This is a genomic window from Nesterenkonia halobia, assembly GCF_039536005.1.
GTDB lineage: Bacteria > Actinomycetota > Actinomycetes > Actinomycetales > Micrococcaceae > Nesterenkonia > Nesterenkonia halobia.
The window spans coordinates 88,945-106,225 of sequence record NZ_BAAAYG010000003.1 but is presented as its reverse complement, the minus strand read 5'-3'; the positions used below and the strand labels follow the sequence as shown (position 1 = coordinate 106,225).

Here is a 17,281-nt window from a genome sequence, read left to right as displayed (position 1 = left end):
GAACGGGGGCGAAGAGCATCCTACGCCGTCGTCCGGGACGCGTGCCGGGCGTCCTGCCTCCTGCACAGTCGCCGGCCGCGTCGGCGTCGCGCGGTAGCGTGGTGGCATGGCCAGTCGCAGCAGCTCGCGCAGCAAGTCCGCGCCCACCTTCGAGTGCACCGAATGCGGCTGGCAGACGGTCAAATGGGTCGGCCGCTGCCCGGAGTGCCAGGCCTGGGGCTCAGTGCAGGAGAAGGGCCAGGTCACCGCCCGCACCACGGCTTCGACGAGCCTGGTGGAGCCGGCGCAGGCCATCGGCGACGTCGACGCCACCGTCGCCCAGTACCGGCCCACCGGCATCGGCGAGCTCGACCGCGTCCTCGGCGGCGGCCTCGTCCCCGGGGCAGTGATCCTCATGGCCGGCGAGCCCGGCGTCGGCAAGTCCACGCTGCTGCTGCAGCTGGCCGCCGCCGTCGCCCGCGGGCCGCAGGACGGCGAGCGGCCGGACGACGGCGACGAGACTGACGACGCGGCCGGCCGAGCCGTCGGCGACGACGGCGCGCGGCGGCCGGTGCTGTACCTGACCGGCGAGGAGTCGGCCGCCCAGGTGAAGAAGCGCGCCGAGCGGACCGAGTCGCTGGCCGACGGCCTGCATCTGGCCGCCGAGTCCGATCTGGGCCAGGCGCTGGGCCAGATCGAGCATCTGGACCCGGGGCTGACCATCATGGACTCGGTGCAGACGCTCTCCTCGGGCGAGATCGAGGGCGCCGCCGGCGGAGTGACGCAGATCCGCGAGGTCACCGCCTCGATGATCGAGGCCGCCAAGCGACGCAACATGACCACCATCCTGGTCGGCCATGTGACCAAGGACGGCGGCATCGCCGGCCCGCGCATGTTGGAGCATCTGGTCGACGTCGTCTGCCAGTTCGAAGGGGACCGTCACTCGCGGCTGCGCCTGCTGCGCGCGGTGAAGAACCGCTACGGCCCCACCGACGACGTCGGCTGCTTCGACCTGCATGAGGCCGGACTGACCTCGCTGGCCGACCCTTCGGGACTCTTCGTCTCCGCGCTCTCCGAACGGGTGCCGGGCACCTGCATCACCATCACGCTCGAGGGCCGCCGCCCGCTGACCGCCGAAGTGCAGGCGCTCATCGCCGAGTCGCCGGCCTCGCAGCCGCGGCGGGCCGTCTCCGGGCTGGACTCGCCCCGGGTGTCGATGCTGCTGGCGGTGCTCCAGCGCCGCGCCCGGCTGGCGACGCTCTCCTCCTCGGAGGCCTATGTGGCCACAGTCGGCGGCGTGCGGATCACCGAGCCCGCCGCGGATCTGTCCATCGCGCTCGCAGTGGCCTCCGCCGCGCTGGAGAAGCCGCTGCCCAGCCGCTTCGTCGCCTTCGGCGAAGTCGGCCTGGCCGGAGAGGTCCGCCCGGTGCCCGGGCTGCAGCGGCGCCTGCAGGAGGCGCAGCGGCTGGGCTTCACCCACGCGATCATCCCGCGCGGCGTCGGCCGCGACGCCGGACCCGGCGGCCCGGAGATCCCCGAGGGGCTGCGGGTCAAGGAGGTCGGTTCGCTGCCCGAGGCGCTGAACCTGGTGCTCGACGGCGGCCCGCCGCCGAACGCCCAGGAGTGAGGCCCTGCTGCGGCCGGCCGCATGGGGCCGGCGTTCGCGACGACGACGGCGGCGTCGCGCTGGAGTCTTTCCGCCGGGGTCATTGCGGCAGCGTGACGCCGGCGGCAGTCCGCTGCGCCAGGCCGTCGGCCAGCAGCGAGTCGAGGCAGCGGCGGCGCTGGTCGGCCGAGGCCTCGGGCAGGTCCAGGCCGTCGAGCAGCGCCTCGGGCTCCACCGGCTCGCCGCGGCGCAGCACCGCCATGAGGGCTCCGCGGACCTGCCGGTCGGTGCCGGCCCAGGCCTGCCCCCGGGTCTTCTGCTCCTCCGTGGGCGGCGGGAAGCCCGCGGCGCGCCAGCTGCACAGCTCCGCCACCGGGCAGATCGCACACTGCGGCGAGCGGGCGGTGCAGATCAGCGCGCCGAGCTCCATGGTCGCGGCGTTCCAGGCGCACGCGGTGCGGCCGCCGTCGGGCTCGGTCGCCGGCATCAGCTCGACGGCGAGCCGGCGCTGGGCGGCGGTGTAGGTCTGGCCGGGCAGCGCCGCGCCGGAGAAGACCCGGGCGTGGACGCGTCGGATATTGGTGTCGACGACGACCTCCGGCCGGGAGAAGGCGAAGCAGGCCACGGCGGCGGCGGTGTACTCGCCGATCCCGGGCAGCGCCCGCAGCTCCTCGCGGGTGTCGGGGACCTCGCCGCCGTGCCGGTCGACGATCGCCTCCGCGGCGGCCTGCAGCCGCAGCGCCCGGCGCGGATAGCCCAGCCGGTCCCAGACGGTGAGGATCTCGGCGGCGGGCGCGGCCGCGGCGTCGGCCGGCGTCGGCCAGCGGCGCAGCCACTCCTCCCAGCGCGGCAGCACGCGCGCCACCGGCGTCTGCTGCAGCATCACCTCGCTGACCAGCACGCCCCACGGCGTGCACTCCGGCCGACGCCAGGGCAGATCGCGGGCGTGCTCGGCGAACCAGTCGACGACGCGGGCGTGGACGTCGGCGGGAGCCGGCGGATCCGGCAGCTCGGCGACGGCGGCCGGTTCGGCGGCGTCGCCGCGCGCGGCGGGGGAGCGGGTCGCATCGGGCATCCCTCCATCGTAGGAGAGTCCCGAGGGGCCCGGCCGGTCAGCCGCGCTCGGGGAGATCCAGCGAGGCGAGGAGCTCCGCCACCCGCGCGCGGATGTCGTCGCGGATGCCGCGCACCGCCTCCAGCCCCTGGCCCGCGGGGTCGTCCAGCTTCCAGTCCTCGTAGCGCGTCCCCGGGTAGAAGGGGCAGGCGTCGCCGCAGCCCATGGTGATCACGACGTCGGACTCCTGCACTGTCGCCGGCGAGAGCTCGTCGGGGGCCTGGGAGGAGATGTCGAGGCCGACTTCGTGCATCGCCTCGACGGCGACGGGGTTGACCTCCGCGGCCGGCTCGGTGCCGCCGGAGCGGACGAGGACGGCGTCGCCGCCGAGCTCGCGCAGGAAGCCGGCGGCCATCTGCGAGCGGCCGGCGTTGTGCACGCAGACGAAGAGGACCGAGGGGCGGCCCGCGGCGGCGGAGCTGGTCTCGGAGGAGGTCTCGGGGGTGGTCATGGCGGGCTCCTTCGGCGTCTGGAGGGATCAGCGGGAGGCTGCGGTCGGCGTCGCCGCGTCGGAGTGCGACGACCCGGCGGGGAAGAAGCGTCGGGCCCACAGGGCGACGTAGACCAGCGCGACGAGGATCGGGACTTCGATCAGCGGGCCGACGATGCCGGCCAGAGCCTGGCCGCTGGCGGCGCCGAAGGCCGCGATGGACACTGCGATGGCCAGCTCGAAGTTGTTCCCGGCCGCGGTGAAGGACAGCGTGGTGCTGCGCGCGTAGCCCAGGCCGATCAGTCGGCCGACGAGCATCGAGACGCCGAAGGTGACCAGGAAGTAGGCGGTCAGCGGCAGCGCGATCCGTGCGACCTGCAGCGGGTGGCCGGTGACCTGGTCGCCCTGCAGGGCGAAGAGCAGCACGATGGTGAACAGCAGGCCGCCCAGCGTCAGCGGGTCGATGCGCGGCAGCACCTGCTGCTCGTACCACTCTCGGCCGCGGCGGCGCTCGCCGAGGGTGCGGGTCAGGAAGCCGGCGATCAGCGGGATGCCCAGGAAGACCAGCACCGAGAGGGTGATCGCCCCGACGGAGAACTCCGCCGAAGTCGTCGGCAGGCCCAGCCAGCTCGGCAGCAGCTGCAGGTAGAACCAGCCGAGCACGCCGAACATGACCACCTGGAAGACCGAGTTGATCGCCACCAGCACGGCTCCGGCCTCCCGGTCCCCGCAGGCCAGGTCGTTCCAGACCAGCACCATGGCGATGCAGCGAGCGAGGCCGACGACGATCAGCCCGGTGCGGTACTCCGGCAGGTCCGGCAGCAGCAGCCAGGCCAGGGCGAACATGAAGGCCGGCGCCAGCAGCCAGTTGATCAGCAGCGAGGTGACCATCAGCCGCTTGTCGCCCAGCACGGCGCCGGTCTCGTCGTAGCGGACCTTGGCCAGCACCGGGTACATCATCACCAGCAGTCCCAGCGCGATCGGCACCGAGACTCCGGCGACCTCCACCGCCTCCAGCGCCTCGCCGATCCCCGGGACGACGGCGCCCAGCCCCAGTCCCAGCGCCATGGCCGCCAGGATCCAGGCCGGAAGCAGACGGTCGAGCACGGACAGCTTCGCGGCGACGCCGTCGACGTCTCCGGCGGCATGCGGGGCCTCCGCCGAAGGCGGCGCGGCGGGCGAGGGGGAGTCCGGCGTCGGCACGATGCTCCTGAGGTCGGGACGGCGAGGCATCGACAGCTGTCGATGCCTCGAGTATCGTCATGGGTATCGACAGCTGTCAATATCGACGGCGGTCGATGTCCCGGCCGTCCGGCGCAGGGATGTCGACGACCACCCTCCCGCACCTTCGTCGGAGCGCCCCATGAACACCTCAGCAGTCCCTTCCTCCCACGTCGACGGCGCCCTCCCGGGCGACTCCCCGGGAACCGTCGACCTCGTCCGTCCCGTCGGTGTCGAGGCCTGCTGCACGCCGGCGGCGACGGCCGACTCCGCACTCGACGCCGAGGAGGCGGTCCGCCTGGCCGCCCGGCTGAAGGCTCTCGCCGACCCCAATCGGCTGCGCGTGCTCTCGCTGCTGGCCGCCGACCCGCGCGGCGAGGCCTGTGTCTGCGATCTGACCGAGCCGCTCGGTCTGGGCCAGCCCACGGTCTCGCATCACGTGAAGGTCCTCGTCGAGGCCGGACTCGTGACCCGCCGGCGGCGCGGCTCCTGGACTTGGTGCGCCGTCGTGCCCGAGCGGCTGGCGGAGATCGCCGGGAGCCTCGGCGGCCTCCTGGAATCCGAGGCGTCGCCGACCGCCGTCGCTCGCTCCGCCTGAACGCTCCCGGCCGACCGTCGTCGCCGGCGGCGCCGGCTGCGTGCGTCAGCTCAGGGCGCGCCTGCAGTCCTGATCTCCCGTCGCGCGGCGACGTGATGCAGAGCTCGTCCGCGGCGCGGTCGGACGCTCCGTCGTCGTCCGGGCCGCGACGATATCCTGGTCACTATGGCTTCCCCCGGTCCGCGGCGCTCGCCGTCCCGCCCCTCTCCGGCGGTGTATCGGCGACGTCGTCTCGTCGTCGCGCTGCTCGCCGTCGTGCTGGTGGCGATCCTCTGGTGGATCGGCTCCTCGCTGGCCGGGATGATCACCTCCGACGATTCCGAGGAGTCGTCCGCCGGGGCCGGCTCCTCGGCCTCCGAGGCCGAGCCGTCCGAGTCGTCCGAGGCCTCGTCGTCGGAGTCGTCGTCGGAGTCGCCGTCGAGCTCGTCGGCCGAGGAGTCGCCGTCGGGCTCCGCCTCCGGCTCTCCGTCCGGGGGGTCCTCGGACTCGCCCGCCGACGACGGCACCTGTGCCGCCTCCGACGTCGAGGTGCGTGCGAGCACCGATCAGGACGAGTACGGCCTCCAGGACGCGCCGGTGCTGCAGATGGAGGTCGAGAACACCGGAGAGCAGCCCTGCACGCTGGACCTGGGCACCGCCGAGCAGGAGTACTCGATCACCCACGCCGGCGAGGAGGTCTTCACCACCGCGCAGTGCGATTTCGAGGGAACCTCCCTGCCGACCGAGCTGGTGCCGGACGAGCCGGAGTCCGCCCGCCTGACCTGGCCGCGGGCCGACTCCTCCGTCGACTGCGCCGAGCCGGCCGAGTCGCTGCCCGGGGGCGTCTACGAGCTCCGCATCAGCGTCAGCGGCATCTCCTCGGATCCGCAGGAATTCACCCTCGCCGGCGCGGAGTGACCGCGGCGGTGCGCACGGCGCGCGGATCCCGCGGCGACCTGGGCCGATAGGTTGAACGTCATGGGGATGCTCCTGCTGGCCGCCGTCGCCGCGCTGCTCTACATGCGCTGGCGGTCCCGCGATCGTCGGATGCTGCGCAACGGCGTCGCCCTCTGCGCCGCAGTCGGCTGCGGGTCCCTCGGCCTCCTCCAGCTCCTCGGCCAGCTGGTGCCCGGCTTCGGCTTCGTGACCCTGGGCCTGCTGCTGCTCCTGCCGGCCAGCGTGGTCGTGCTCTGCGGCTTCCTCGTGGCCAACGGCGTCACCATGCTCCGCCGCGAGGGGCGCCGGCTGTCCAACATGCTCTCGCTGCTCGCCGGGGTCGCCCTCGCCGTGCTGCCGGTGCTCGGCCTGCGGCTGGTCCTGTTCCAGGAGCCCTGGTCGATCGCCCTGGCGGTGCTGCTGTTCTTCGCCTCGACCTACGTCGGAGTCGCCTTCCTCGTCTTCCTCAGCTATGCCTGGGTCTACGGCCGGTCGACGCGGCATGAGCATCCTGCGGCGGTGGTCGTGCTGGGCTCGCGGCTCATCGACGGGCGCGTGCCACCGCTGCTGCGCGCCCGGCTGGACCGGGCGATCGAGGTCCACCGCGAGACGGAGCCGAAGCCGCTGCTGATCCCGTCCGGCGGCCAGGGGCCGGACGAGTCCCGTCCCGAGGGCGAGGCCATGGCCGAACATCTGCTCGCCTCCGGAGTCCCCGCCGCGGACGTGGTGCCGGAGCCCCGGGCGCTGAACACCGCGCAGAATCTGGAGTACTCGCGCCGGATCCAGGTCGAGGCCGGCCGCGACGGAGCGCTGCTGGCGGTCACCAACACCTACCACGTGCTGCGGGCGGCCCTGCTGGCCCGCCGGGCGGGTCTGCGCGCGGAGGTCACCGGAGCCCCGACGGCCCGCTACTTCATCCCGAGCGCCTTCCTGCGCGAGTTCGTCGCCGTGATGAAGGGCCACCTCTTCCTCCACGCCGTGCTCTTCCTGCCGTTCCTCGCCGCGACGGGGCTGGTGCTGGTCGCGGCCCTGGGGCGGTGAACGGCCGACGGTGCCGGTCCGCCTGCGGCCCGGGCGGCCCGCGTCGCGATGTGAGGCGGTCCACTGAGCAGGCGTCGGGCACCGCATAGACTCGGGGCGTGACGAATTCACCGGAGGAGGCAGGCCCCGCGGCGCCCGGTCTGGCGGCGGACGACGCCGCCGCGGCCCCGGCGCGCGGCGAGGCCCGGCGGCGGGCCGGCGTCGTCGCGTCGCTGCGGCATCTGACTCGGCGCACGGCCCATATGGCGGCCAGCCGGGCCAAGGCCGGAGCGATCCGTGCCCGGTACTCCTGGATGCCGGCGCTGCAGATGACCGTCGCCGGCGTCGGCGCGTTCGTGCTCGCCGAGGCCGTCTTCGGCCACAGCGGACCGATCTTCGCCGCAGTCGCGGCGATGATCGCCCTGGGGTTCACCAAGGAGCCGCGGCTGCGCAAGATCATCGAGGTCTCCATCGGCTGCACGCTGGGCATCTTCATCGGCGACACCATGCTGCACACCTTCGGCTCCGGGCCGATCACCGCGGCCTCCGTCGTCTTCGTCTCGGTGATGCTCGCCCGCTTCCTCGACTCCAGCTCGCTGCTGGCGATGCAGATGGGGCTGCAGGCGCTGCTGGTGGTGATGATCCCCGCTCCGGAGGCCGGGATCTTCGGACCGTTCTCGCGCAGCGCCGACGCCGTGCTCGGCGGGGTCACGGCCATGGTCGTCGCGCTCGCGACGCCGAAGGACCCGCGGCGCGAGCCGATCCGCGAGGTCAGCCGGGCGGTGGACGAACTCGCCGCCGCCCTGCGCGAGACCGCCTCCGGAATCCGGCAGTCGGAGTCCCGGGAGGCCTGGCACGCGCTCATCCGCACCCGCGGCATCCAGCCGCAGCTCGACGACGTCCACGGTGCGGTGACCTCCGCACGGGAGCTGACCCGCTACTCGCCGGCCTACCGCCGCCACCGGCACTATGTGCGTTCGATGGGGCGCGTCGCCGAGCAGACCGACCTGGCGGTGCGCAGCATGCGGCTGGTCGCGCGTCGGGCGGTGAGCGTCATCGACCATGCCGCGCTCGGCGATCCGGCCACCCGCGGGCTCGGGAAGGTCCTCGACGAGTTCGCCGACGCCGTCCAGCTGATCTCCCGGGCGGTCGGCGAGCCGGGGCCGGCCTACGAACGTCGCATGGAGGACGCCCGCGACCGGCTGATCGCCGTGGCCATGCAGCTGCATCCCGCGCGGCTGCGGGTGGACACCCTCGAGGGCGAGGCGGTGGTCATGCTGGTGCGCACGATGGTCGTCGACGTGATGATCGGCGCCGGCATCCCGGCCGAGGAGGCCGCGGACTATCTGCCGGGGCTGCGCAAGCGGAGCCCGCCGACCGGCACGATGCCGGTGGTCGACGACGAGTCCTGAGGGTCGGCCGGCGCGGCGCTCGCCTCAGTCGAGCTCGATGAGCATGCGCGTGTTGCCCAGCGTGTTCGGCTTCACCCGCGCCAGGTCGAGGAACTCGGCGACGCCCTCGTCGGGCGAGCGCAGCAGCTCGGAGTAGACCTCCGGATCGACGGCCTCCTGGTTCTCCATGACGTGGAAGCCGTGGGCCAGGAAGAAGTCCACTTCGAAGGTCAGGCAGAAGACCCGGCGGACGCCCAGCTCGCGGGCGTCAGCCAGCAGGCGCGCGAGCAGCGCCGAGCCGACGCCGTGGCCGCGCCACGCATCCCGGGTCGCCAGCGTGCGCACCTCGGCGAGGTCCTCCCACATCACATGCAGGGCGCCGAAGCCCATCATCTCGCCGCCGGGGGTCTCGGCGATGCGGAACTCCTGCAGCGACTCGTAGTAGGAGACGGCCTCCTTGGCCATGAGCACGCGTCGCTCCACCAGAGGGCGGGAGGTCTCCACGATGGCGGCGACGTCGGCGGTGCGCGCCGACCGGACGACGATCTCCGAGCGCTCCACGGCGCGCTCGGCGCCGGAGGCGGCGCGGTGCTCGGCGGAGGATTCCATCGTCCCAGTCTACTGAGCGTCGGGTCCGCGCAGGCGCGACGACGGTGCATGACGACAGCGCATGACGGCGCTATTATGTGGCAGAGATCACACCGGATGTCGCGATCCGGACGCATCGACGCCGTGGCGCGGCCGACGAGATCCGGTTCACGGGCCGTTAACCGACTCGGCCCGGAACGGTCACCTGCGACGGCCAGACTGGACACCTGAGGTTCCTACGGTGACACACGGCCCGGCGCGCGACGGACCTCCGTCGAGGTCCGCGGCGACCGGCCGGAATGACTCGCACGACCGGCGCTGCGGCGCCGGCCCCCGATACCTCTGAGAGGGACATTGTGAAGGCAGATCGACTCGGCCGCGCGGCGGCCGTCCTGGGTGTGGCCTCGCTGGCGCTGGTGGCCTGCGGCGAATCGAACAACCCCGACGGCGGCTCCGAGAGCGGCGGCGACGGCGGCTCGGTGGACGTCCAGGGCACTCTGCAGGGCGGCGGCGCCTCCTCGCAGGAGTCCGCCATGACCGCCTGGACGCAGGGCTTCGGCTCCCAGGCCCAGGGTGCTCAGGTGAACTACGCCCCGGTCGGCTCCGGCGGCGGACGCGAGGGCTTCCTGGGCGGCGAGTACTCCTTCGCCGGCTCCGACGCGGCGATGTCCGACGAGGAATGGGAGGACTCCAAGGAGGTCTGCGGGCCCGACGGCGCCTTCCACGTGCCCGCCTACATCTCTCCGGTGGCCGTGGCGTTCAACGTCGAGGGCATCGACGACACGCTGAACCTGGACGCCGAGACGCTGGCGCAGATCTTCGCCGGCGAGATCGACTCCTGGGACGACGAGGCGATCGCCGAGCACAACCCGGACCTGGAGCTGCCGGACACGCCGATCACCGTCGTCCACCGCGCCGACGACTCGGGCACCACCGAGAACTTCACCGACTACCTGTCGGTCGCCGCGGAGGACGCCTGGACCTGGGGCGCGGTGGAGACCTGGCCTGAGGACATCACCGCCGAGTCCGCCCAGCAGACCTCCGGCGTGGTCGACCTGACCACCTCGACCGACGGGGCGATCACCTACGCCGACGCCTCGCAGGTCGGCGACCTGAACTCCGTGGCGGTGCAGGTCGGCGAGGAGTACGTCGAGTACTCCGCCGAGGCCGCGGCGAACGCCGTCGCGAGCTCCGAGCCCGTCGAGGGCCAGGCGCCGAACAACCAGGCCGTCGAGCTCAAGCGCGACACCACCGAGTCCGGCGCCTACCCGATCGTGCTGGTGAGCTACCACATCTTCTGCAACGAGTACTCCGACCAGGAGACGGTCGACCTGGTGAAGGCCTTCGAGGAGTACGTCATCTCCGAGGAGGGCCAGGCCGCGGCCGAGGAGGCCGCCGGCAGCGCGCCGCTGTCGGAGGACCTGCGCACCCAGGCCCAGGAGGCGCTGGAGCAGATCACCGTCGCCGAGTGATCGACCGGCGACTCCGCCCCCGGCGTCCGGGAACGGCCCGCTCGGGCCGCTCCCGGACGCCGTTCCATGGGGACGTCGTTCCCGTCCCCGTTCCGTATCCATGCTGAGAGGGAGAGCACGTGGCCACTCCTGACGACACGTCGACTCGGACGTCGACCGACCCGTCGTCCGACGCCGCGCCGACGCGCAGCACCGGGCGCGGCGGCTCGACCGCCCTGTCGCGGTCGGACGCGCGCGGCGTCTTCGGCGACCGACTCTTCGGCGGGCTGGCGATGGCGGCCGGCATCGTGATCCTGGCGATCCTCGCCTTCGTCGTCCTGTTCCTGACCCTGAACTCCGGGCCGGCCGTCGTCGACGACGAGGGCGGCCTGATGATCGGCGAGTTCGTCGACTACGCGTGGCCGCTGATGGTCGGCACGCTGATCGCCTCGGTGATCGCGCTGCTGCTGGCCACGCCCGTCGCCGTCGGCGTCGCGCTGTTCATCTCGCACTACGCCCCGCCGCGGCTGAGCAAGCCGATCGGCTACGTCATCGACCTGCTGGCGGCCATCCCGTCGGTGGTCTACGGCGCCTGGGGCATGAGCTTCCTCGCCCCCGGCCTGGTGCCGGGCTACGAGTGGCTACACGAGACCCTCGGGTTCATCCCGCTGTTCGCCGGCGATCCGTCGCAGACCGGCCGCACGATTCTGACCGCCGGCGTCGTGCTGTCGGTGATGGTGCTGCCGATCATCACCTCGGTCTGCCGGGAGATCTTCGTGCAGACGCCGAAGCTGCACGAGGAGGCCGCGCTGGCGCTGGGCGCCACCCGCTGGGAGATGATCAGCATGACGGTCTTCCCGTTCGCCCGCGCCGGCATCATCTCCGGCGTGATGCTCGGCCTGGGCCGGGCGCTGGGCGAGACGATGGCCGTGACCCTGGTGCTCTCGCCCGGCCTGCTCACCGCCTCGCTGATCTCCTCCGGCAACAGCACCATCCCTGCGGAGATCGCCCTCGGCTACCCCGAGGCGCCTCCGGGCTCGGAGCGCCAGGCCCAGCTCATCGCCATCGGCCTGGTGCTCTTCGTGATCACCCTGCTGGTGAACATGGCGGCCCGGTGGATCGTCAGCCGGCACAAGGACTTCTCGGGAGCGAACTGATGACGAACACGACGACACCCGACGCCGCCGAGCCGCGCGCTCCGGAGGGCGACTCGCTGCAGACGCGCGGCCGCACCCGGAGCCGGCTCACGCAGCATGCCCAGCCGCGCTGGCAGTGGGCGGCCGTGCTCGCCGTCTCGGCCGTGGCGGGCTCGGCCCTCTCGGCGCTGATCGGCTTCACCGTGGCGACCTGGCTGATCGCCACCGCCGTGCTGCACGTGGTCATCAGCTATGTGATCACCGTGACGCGGGTGGGCCGCCGTCGCGCCGCCGACCAGCTGTGGCGGAATCTGATCTTCATCGCCTTCCTCATCGCGCTGCTGCCGCTGGTCTCGGTCATCTGGTCGGTGGTCTCGGTCGGCGTGCCGGGCCTGCTGGCCCCGGGCTTCCTCTCCTCGGACATGCAGGGCATCACCGGCACCGTCGACGAGGCCTCGCAGACCGAGGGGAGCGCCGTGCTCGGCGGCATCCGGCATGCGATCATCGGCTCGCTGATCATCACAGTGGCCGCGACGGTCATCTCCGTGCCGATCGGCCTGCTGACCTCGATCTACCTGGTGGAGTACGCCCGCGGCGGCCTGCTGTCCCGGGCCATCACCTTCTTCGTCGACGTGATGACCGGCATCCCGTCGATCGTCGCCGGCCTCTTCGCCGGTGCGGCCATGGCCTGGTTCCTCGGCACCATCAACGCCGCGACCGGACTCTTCGGCTCGATGAGCTCGACGATGGGCATCACTGCCGCCGTCGCGCTGTCGGTGCTGATGATCCCGGTGGTCGTGCGCACCACGGAGGAGATGCTGCGCGTGGTGCCCAACGAGCTGCGCGAGGCCTCCTTCGCCCTGGGCGTGCGGAAATGGCGGACCATCCTGAAGGTCGTCATCCCCACTGCGGTCTCCGGCATCGCCTCCGGCGTCACCCTCGCCGTCGCCCGCGTCATCGGCGAGACGGCGCCCATCCTGGTGACGGCGGGATACGTGGTGAACACCAACTGGAACCTCTTCCAGGGCTGGATCACCGCCCTGCCGGTCTACATCTACCGGCAGTTCGTCAATCCGACGTCGCCGGCCTTCGCCGAGCCCTCCCATCAGCGGGCCTGGGCGGCGGCGCTGGTGCTCATCATCATCGTGATGCTGCTGAACCTGATCGCCCGCATCATCGCCAAGGTGTTCGCGCCCAAGACCGGCGGACGCTGACCGCACCGTCGGCGCGCCCGTCCTGCTCCTGCACAGAAAGAGTGAGTCCCCCGACATGTCCAAGCGCATCGACGCGAAAGACCTGAACGTCTACTACGGCGACTTCCTCGCCGTCGAAGGCGTCACCATGACCATCGACGCCCAGGCCGTCACCGCCTTCATCGGGCCCTCGGGCTGCGGCAAGACCACCTTCATGCGCAGCCTGAACCGGATGCACGAGGTGCTCCCCGGCGCCCGGGTCTCCGGTCAGCTGATGCTCGACGGCGACGACATCTACGACCCGGCCGTCGACCCGGTGACCGTGCGCACCATGGTGGGCATGGTCTTCCAGCGGGCCAACCCGTTCCCGACGATGAGCATCCGGGAGAACGTGCTGGCCGGCTACAAGCTCAACGGCGCCCGGATCAGCCGCTCGGAGGCCGACGACATCGTCGAGCGGGCGCTGCGCGGCGCGAACCTCTGGAAGGAGGTCGAGTCGCGGCTGGACAAGCCCGGCTCCAGCCTCTCCGGCGGTCAGCAGCAGCGGCTGTGCATCGCCCGGACCATCGCGGTGAAGCCCGACGTGATCCTCATGGACGAGCCCTGCTCGGCGCTGGACCCGATCTCCACGCTGGCGGTCGAGGACCTCATCGCCGAGCTCAAGCAGGAGTACACCGTCGTCATCGTCACCCACAACATGCAGCAGGCGGCCCGCGTCTCGGACAAGACCGGCTTCTTCAACATCGCCGGCACCGGCAAGCCGGGCAAGCTGGTCGAGTACGACGACACCTCGACGATCTTCAACAACCCGCGCGATCAGGCCACCGAGGACTACGTGTCCGGCCGCTTCGGGTGAGCGGCGCCCGCGTCCGGCCTCAGGCCAGCGCGAGCAGCGGCGATCCGGCGAGCACGAGCAGCCCGGCGATCAGTCCGGTGGCCGCCGGCGTCGCCGCCCAGTAGCCGAAGAGCCGCAGACCCTGCGGCCAGTTGACCGTCGCGAAGCGTTGGTTGCTGCCGGCGCCGATGATCGAGGAGGCCGCGGTCATCGACGTCGACAGCGGCAGCGCGAAGGTCAGCGAGCCGAGGAAGAGCATCCCGGCGGTGGCCGAGGTCGAGACCATGCCGCGCAGCGGATCCATGGTGACCAGCCGGTGGCCGAGCATGTGGCCGATGCGCCAGCCGCCGTGCAGGCAGCCCAGCCCGAGCAGCAGGGCGAAGGCCAGCAGGATCGGCAGCAGCCAGGGCTGCAGGTCGAGGTCCGCGCTCTGCGAGGCGAGCAGGAGCACGAAGATGTAGCGCTGGCCCTGCTGCACGCCGGTGCCGAAGCTCGTCAGGCCCGCGCACACCGCCTGCGCGGCGCGGCTGGTGCTGTGGACGGCGTCGGGATCCCGGCCCTGGGCCGTACGGACGGCGAGGAAGACCAGCAGATACGCGGCGCCGAAGGCGACCAGCGGTGTGACCAGCAGGTTCAGCACCGGCGAGTGCCAGGGGAGGGCGAGCACGTCGGTGGAGTCGGCGCCCTCGAGCAGCATCGTGGCCAGTGCGCCGCCGATCAGGCCGGCCAGCAGCCCATGCGTGGTCGAGGTCGGCACGCCGCGCAGGTAGGTGACGATGTTCCAGCTCAGCAGGCCGATCAGCGCTCCGGCGATGACCAGCAGCACCAGCTCGGTGTCCATCTCGGGGAAGGTGAACCAGTCGAACAGCTGGTTGCCGAGCGGGTAGGTCATCACGACGCCGGCGGCGTTGGCTCCGGCGGCCAGGCGGGTCGCCGCCCGGGGGCTCAGCGCCCGGGTGCGCGTGGGGATGGCGATGGAGTTGGGGACGTCGTGCAGCCCCGTGACGATCAGATTGGGCACCAGCAGCACGGCGACGGCGACGAGCAGGATGATCTCCACGGCGGGTCAGGACTCCCGCACGATGATCGAGCCGACTGCGGTCGCGACCTCGCGCAGGCTCTCCACCGCCAGCATCATGGTCACCGACAGCTGCGTCTGCTGGTGGGCGAGGTTCGGCTGGAAGGCGCCGTCGGAGGCGGTCAGCCAGGCGCGGTGGGTGCGCTGGGCCTGTTTGGTCAGCCGCTGCATCTGGCCCCAGTACTCCTCGAGGGCGTCGAAGTCGTCCAGTCGGCTCATCGCGTCCACAGTGAGGTCCGCCTGACGGCCGAGGATCTCCAGCTGGTCCGAGGTGTGCCGGGTCAGCCGCTGCTGGCCGCGGGCGATGAACAGATCCCCCACGCTGACCACGTGCTCCAGCGAGCGGTTCAGCATCTGGGAGAGCGCGTAGATGTCCTCGCGGGGCAGCGGCGTGAGGAAGACGCTGCGGATGGAGGTCATGAGCCGGGCGTGGAGATCCATCGTCGTGCCCTCCAGGCCGACCAGGTCCTGGTGCAGCGACTCGCGCTCGGTCTCGGGGGTGCCGATGACCTCGGAGAGCAGGTTGATGCCGTGGCGGAGCTCGCGGGCGATCTCCACCAGCAGGTCCACGACCTGGGAGCGTCCCGGGGTGCGGCGTGCGGTCATCAGTCTGGTACCTCGGAGTGGAAGGGCGGGTGCAACGGGGTCGCCGGCCTGCTGCCGGGCGGGATCGGGCTCGCCGCAGGGGGTGACGGCACGGGCGGCCGGACGCCGTCGTCCGGTGGAGAAGTCTATACGCCTCGCGTTAACCGCATAGTACGCGGTGCGACATCGGCGGAGGTCGCCCGGACGCCGAGGTGACGCCGCCGGCGGGGCATCGGCGGAGCGGCCGGGCGGTCCGGCGGGCAGGACCCGGTGGACATGAGCAGAGCCCCGGGAGCGCAGGGACTGCGGCCGGGGCTCATGCCGATGATGTTGAGGTGTGCCGGGCTGGGAACGCCTCACGGCGCGTGGCCGCTCGAAGCGGCTAGTGATTGGAGCCCGGGGGTTACCTGCAGCCCGGCACGTCTCCAGTGTCCACCGGGGCGGGGCGGACGGTCAACTGCGAGCGGAGGTCGTGGATGTGAGACCGCTCGCACCGGCCGGCACCCTCCGTCCGGCAGCATCCGGCCGGACCGACGGTCGGATGTGAGGCTGCTCGCATCGCATCCGGCGCCGGAGCGTCGGATCCGTCGGGCCGATCGCCCGCCCCGGCCCGGCGCGGCGGGGAGGCGTGATGCGAGGTTCGGCGGCGCCGGGCGGGCGGGCGGTTCAGGCAGAGGGCGGCAGTTCGTTATATGATGTTCAGATGATGTATGGGTGGATGACGCGTATCCGGCGGTGGCCGTACACCTTCGCCGTGTGCCTGTCCCTCGCGGTCGGAGTGGCCGCGATGGTGGCCTCGGCCCAGGTCGGCGTGCCGATGAAGGACCCGGACGGCTTCCTCGGGCCGGCCTACGTCCGCCTGCCCCTGCTGGCGCTGCTGATCTTCGCGACCGGGATCATCCCCGCCGCGCTGCGTCGTCGCAGCTGGCGGGAGCTGCCGCAGGGCGTCATCGACGTGGTCCGCCACGAGTGGAGCCTGTACCGCGTGTTCGCCATCGGCATCGGGCTATTGGCCTTCTACTGCTGCTATGTCGGCTATCGGAACCTGAAGAACGTCCTGCCGATCTATCGCGACGGCGTGCTCTTCGACGAGCAGCTGCTGGCCTTCGACCGCTGGCTGGGCGGCGGAGTGGATCCGGCCGTGCTGCTGCACACGATCCTGGGCACCGGTCTGACGGCGGACTTCCTCTCCTTCATCTACCTGGCCTACCTGCCGCTGGTGCCGATCAGTCTGGGCTTCTTCCTGGTCTGCAGTCGGCGGATCTCGGTCGGTGCCTGGTACGCGACCGCCCTGAGCCTGAACTGGGTGCTGGGCGTGGTCAGCTACTACCTGATCCCCTCGCTGGGGCCGATCTTCGCGCGTCCGGACCTGTTCCGCGTGCTGCCGGAGACCGGCGTCAGCGACCTGCAGGGCGCGCTGCTCTACAACCGACTGGACTTCCTGGCCGACCCGACGATGAGCGAGAAGATCCACGGCATCGCCGGCTTCGCCTCGCTGCACGTCTCGGTCACCTTCACCGCCGCGCTGTTCATGCATTACACCGGCCAGCGCCTGCTGATGCGGGTGTGTGCGTGGGCCTTCTTCGGCCTGACGATGGTGGCCACGCTGTACTTCGGCTGGCACTACATCCCGGACAACGTCGCCGGAATGGCCATCGGCTGGGGCTCTGTGGCGATCGGCGCCTGGGCGACCGGCAACACTCGGCGGCGTCGACGCTCCGCCGAGGAGGCCGTGCTCGACGCCGAGCTGGCCGACCAGGACGACGACGAGGCGGTCGCCCGCCCCGTGAGCGCCGGTGCGGCCGCGACGCCCGAGTCCCCGGTGGTCGCCGAGGCCGAGTCCACGCTGCGCGACCGCCGCTGAGCGGTGCGGAGCCGCACCGAGCCGGCGGTCTCCGATGAACGAAGACCCCCGGTCAGGAACTCCTGACCGGGGGTCTCTCATCGTGGGCCCTGCGGGGATCGAACCCGCGACCTGCGGATTAAAAGTCCGATGCTCTGCCAGCTGAGCTAAAGGCCCGTGACGCGGCCGGAGAGCGCCTCCGGCCGGCCCCCATCCTAGCCCATGGGGCGGTGCGCGTCCGACTCGCCGGCAGCTCCCCGGCATCCTCCGTGCGAGCGACCCGGGAGTCGGGAGCCCC

General features: G+C 72.0%; 16 protein-coding genes and 1 tRNA gene. 10 read left to right on the top strand and 7 right to left on the bottom strand.

All coding sequences use genetic code 11. The features are described 5' to 3' along the window. Nucleotides 1-106: 106 nt before the first annotated feature. Nucleotides 107-1,606, top strand: a complete 1,500-nt coding sequence (locus ABD652_RS03335) for a DNA repair protein RadA (RefSeq protein ID WP_344718168.1) — start codon at nt 107-109, stop codon at nt 1,604-1,606. A gap of 79 nt (nt 1,607-1,685) precedes the next feature. On the opposite strand, the gene ABD652_RS03330 is transcribed toward ABD652_RS03335, so the two are convergent. The 3 genes from ABD652_RS03330 to arsB are packed head-to-tail and all read right to left on the bottom strand — an operon-like array spanning nt 1,686 to nt 4,332. After that, nucleotides 1,686-2,660 (bottom strand): HhH-GPD family protein, encoded by a 975-nt coding sequence (locus ABD652_RS03330; protein ID WP_344718166.1) that lies wholly within the window; start codon nt 2,658-2,660, stop codon nt 1,686-1,688. A 37-nt stretch (nt 2,661-2,697) separates the two neighbouring features. Beyond that, nucleotides 2,698-3,150: an arsenate reductase ArsC gene (locus ABD652_RS03325; protein ID WP_344718164.1), complete on the bottom strand. Its 453-nt coding sequence runs from the start codon at nt 3,148-3,150 to the stop codon at nt 2,698-2,700. Nucleotides 3,151-3,177: 27 nt separating this feature from the next. Beyond that, nucleotides 3,178-4,332: an ACR3 family arsenite efflux transporter gene (gene arsB / locus ABD652_RS03320; protein ID WP_344718162.1), complete on the bottom strand. Its 1,155-nt coding sequence runs from the start codon at nt 4,330-4,332 to the stop codon at nt 3,178-3,180. 160 nt (nt 4,333-4,492) lie between these two features. On the opposite strand from arsB, the gene ABD652_RS03315 reads away from it, so the two are divergent. The 4 genes from ABD652_RS03315 (at nt 4,493) to ABD652_RS03300 (ending at nt 8,295) form a co-directional block, all read left to right on the top strand. After that, a complete protein-coding gene (locus ABD652_RS03315) occupies nt 4,493-4,948 on the top strand; it encodes an ArsR/SmtB family transcription factor (RefSeq protein WP_344718160.1) in 456 nt (151 codons plus the stop codon). A 165-nt stretch (nt 4,949-5,113) separates the two neighbouring features. Beyond that, entirely contained in the window at nt 5,114-5,845 is a 732-nt protein-coding gene (locus ABD652_RS03310; protein ID WP_344718158.1) for a hypothetical protein, read from the top strand. Nucleotides 5,846-5,905: 60 nt separating this feature from the next. Next, entirely contained in the window at nt 5,906-6,904 is a 999-nt protein-coding gene (locus tag ABD652_RS03305) for a YdcF family protein (protein WP_344718156.1), read from the top strand. A gap of 98 nt (nt 6,905-7,002) precedes the next feature. Further along, nucleotides 7,003-8,295: an FUSC family protein gene (locus ABD652_RS03300; RefSeq protein WP_344718154.1), complete on the top strand. Its 1,293-nt coding sequence runs from the start codon at nt 7,003-7,005 to the stop codon at nt 8,293-8,295. Between the two features lie 24 nt (nt 8,296-8,319). Here ABD652_RS03300 and ABD652_RS03295 read toward each other — a convergent pair whose 3' ends face one another. Then, nucleotides 8,320-8,883: an amino-acid N-acetyltransferase gene (locus ABD652_RS03295; RefSeq protein ID WP_344718152.1), complete on the bottom strand. Its 564-nt coding sequence runs from the start codon at nt 8,881-8,883 to the stop codon at nt 8,320-8,322. 335 nt (nt 8,884-9,218) lie between these two features. On the opposite strand from ABD652_RS03295, the gene pstS reads away from it, so the two are divergent. The 4 genes from pstS (at nt 9,219) to pstB (ending at nt 13,498) form a co-directional block, all read left to right on the top strand. Continuing rightward, a complete protein-coding gene (pstS, locus tag ABD652_RS03290) occupies nt 9,219-10,334 on the top strand; it encodes a phosphate ABC transporter substrate-binding protein PstS (protein ID WP_344718150.1) in 1,116 nt (371 codons plus the stop codon). Between the two features lie 119 nt (nt 10,335-10,453). After that, nucleotides 10,454-11,470 carry a phosphate ABC transporter permease subunit PstC gene (gene pstC, locus ABD652_RS03285; protein WP_425574536.1) on the top strand — a complete coding sequence of 339 codons (1,017 nt, stop codon included), beginning with the start codon at nt 10,454-10,456 and terminating at the stop codon, nt 11,468-11,470. Then, nucleotides 11,470-12,663 carry a phosphate ABC transporter permease PstA gene (gene pstA / locus ABD652_RS03280; protein WP_344718148.1) on the top strand — a complete coding sequence of 398 codons (1,194 nt, stop codon included), beginning with the start codon at nt 11,470-11,472 and terminating at the stop codon, nt 12,661-12,663. Before pstC ends, pstA begins: the two co-directional genes overlap by 1 nt. 55 nt (nt 12,664-12,718) lie before the next feature. Further along, nucleotides 12,719-13,498, top strand: a complete 780-nt coding sequence (gene pstB, locus ABD652_RS03275; protein ID WP_344718146.1) for a phosphate ABC transporter ATP-binding protein PstB — start codon at nt 12,719-12,721, stop codon at nt 13,496-13,498. A 19-nt stretch (nt 13,499-13,517) separates the two neighbouring features. Here the strand turns inward: pstB and ABD652_RS03270 are convergent, their stop codons facing one another. Both ABD652_RS03270 and ABD652_RS03265 read right to left on the bottom strand, forming a co-directional pair. After that, on the bottom strand, nt 13,518-14,537 hold the full coding sequence (locus ABD652_RS03270; protein WP_344718144.1) for an inorganic phosphate transporter: 1,020 nt from the start codon (nt 14,535-14,537) through the stop codon (nt 13,518-13,520). Between the two features lie 6 nt (nt 14,538-14,543). Then, nucleotides 14,544-15,161: a DUF47 domain-containing protein gene (locus ABD652_RS03265; RefSeq protein WP_344718141.1), complete on the bottom strand. Its 618-nt coding sequence runs from the start codon at nt 15,159-15,161 to the stop codon at nt 14,544-14,546. Between the two features lie 697 nt (nt 15,162-15,858). Between ABD652_RS03265 and ABD652_RS03260 the strand changes: the two genes are divergently transcribed. Further along, a complete protein-coding gene (locus ABD652_RS03260; RefSeq protein ID WP_344718139.1) occupies nt 15,859-17,004 on the top strand; it encodes a phosphatase PAP2 family protein in 1,146 nt (381 codons plus the stop codon). 83 nt (nt 17,005-17,087) lie between these two features. On the opposite strand, the gene ABD652_RS03255 is transcribed toward ABD652_RS03260, so the two are convergent. Beyond that, nucleotides 17,088-17,160: transfer RNA gene (locus tag ABD652_RS03255), tRNA-Lys, on the bottom strand. Nucleotides 17,161-17,281: the final 121 nt, after the last annotated feature.

What these genes read in the sequence shown, in the direction of transcription:
- ABD652_RS03310 (WP_344718158.1), top strand. Translation starts at nt 5,114, where the DNA reads ATGGCTTCCCCCGGTCCGCGGCGCTCGCCGTCCCGCCCCTCTCCGGCG.
- ABD652_RS03305 (WP_344718156.1), top strand. Translation starts at nt 5,906, where the DNA reads ATGGGGATGCTCCTGCTGGCCGCCGTCGCCGCGCTGCTCTACATGCGC.
- pstB (WP_344718146.1), top strand. Translation starts at nt 12,719, where the DNA reads ATGTCCAAGCGCATCGACGCGAAAGACCTGAACGTCTACTACGGCGAC.
- ABD652_RS03295 (WP_344718152.1), bottom strand. Translation starts at nt 8,883, where the DNA reads ATGGAATCCTCCGCCGAGCACCGCGCCGCCTCCGGCGCCGAGCGCGCC.
- ABD652_RS03315 (WP_344718160.1), top strand. Translation starts at nt 4,493, where the DNA reads ATGAACACCTCAGCAGTCCCTTCCTCCCACGTCGACGGCGCCCTCCCG.
- ABD652_RS03265 (WP_344718141.1), bottom strand. Translation starts at nt 15,161, where the DNA reads ATGACCGCACGCCGCACCCCGGGACGCTCCCAGGTCGTGGACCTGCTG.
- ABD652_RS03325 (WP_344718164.1), bottom strand. Translation starts at nt 3,150, where the DNA reads ATGACCACCCCCGAGACCTCCTCCGAGACCAGCTCCGCCGCCGCGGGC.
- ABD652_RS03330 (WP_344718166.1), bottom strand. Translation starts at nt 2,660, where the DNA reads ATGCCCGATGCGACCCGCTCCCCCGCCGCGCGCGGCGACGCCGCCGAA.
- pstA (WP_344718148.1), top strand. Translation starts at nt 11,470, where the DNA reads ATGACGAACACGACGACACCCGACGCCGCCGAGCCGCGCGCTCCGGAG.
- ABD652_RS03260 (WP_344718139.1), top strand. Translation starts at nt 15,859, where the DNA reads ATGACGCGTATCCGGCGGTGGCCGTACACCTTCGCCGTGTGCCTGTCC.
- ABD652_RS03335 (WP_344718168.1), top strand. Translation starts at nt 107, where the DNA reads ATGGCCAGTCGCAGCAGCTCGCGCAGCAAGTCCGCGCCCACCTTCGAG.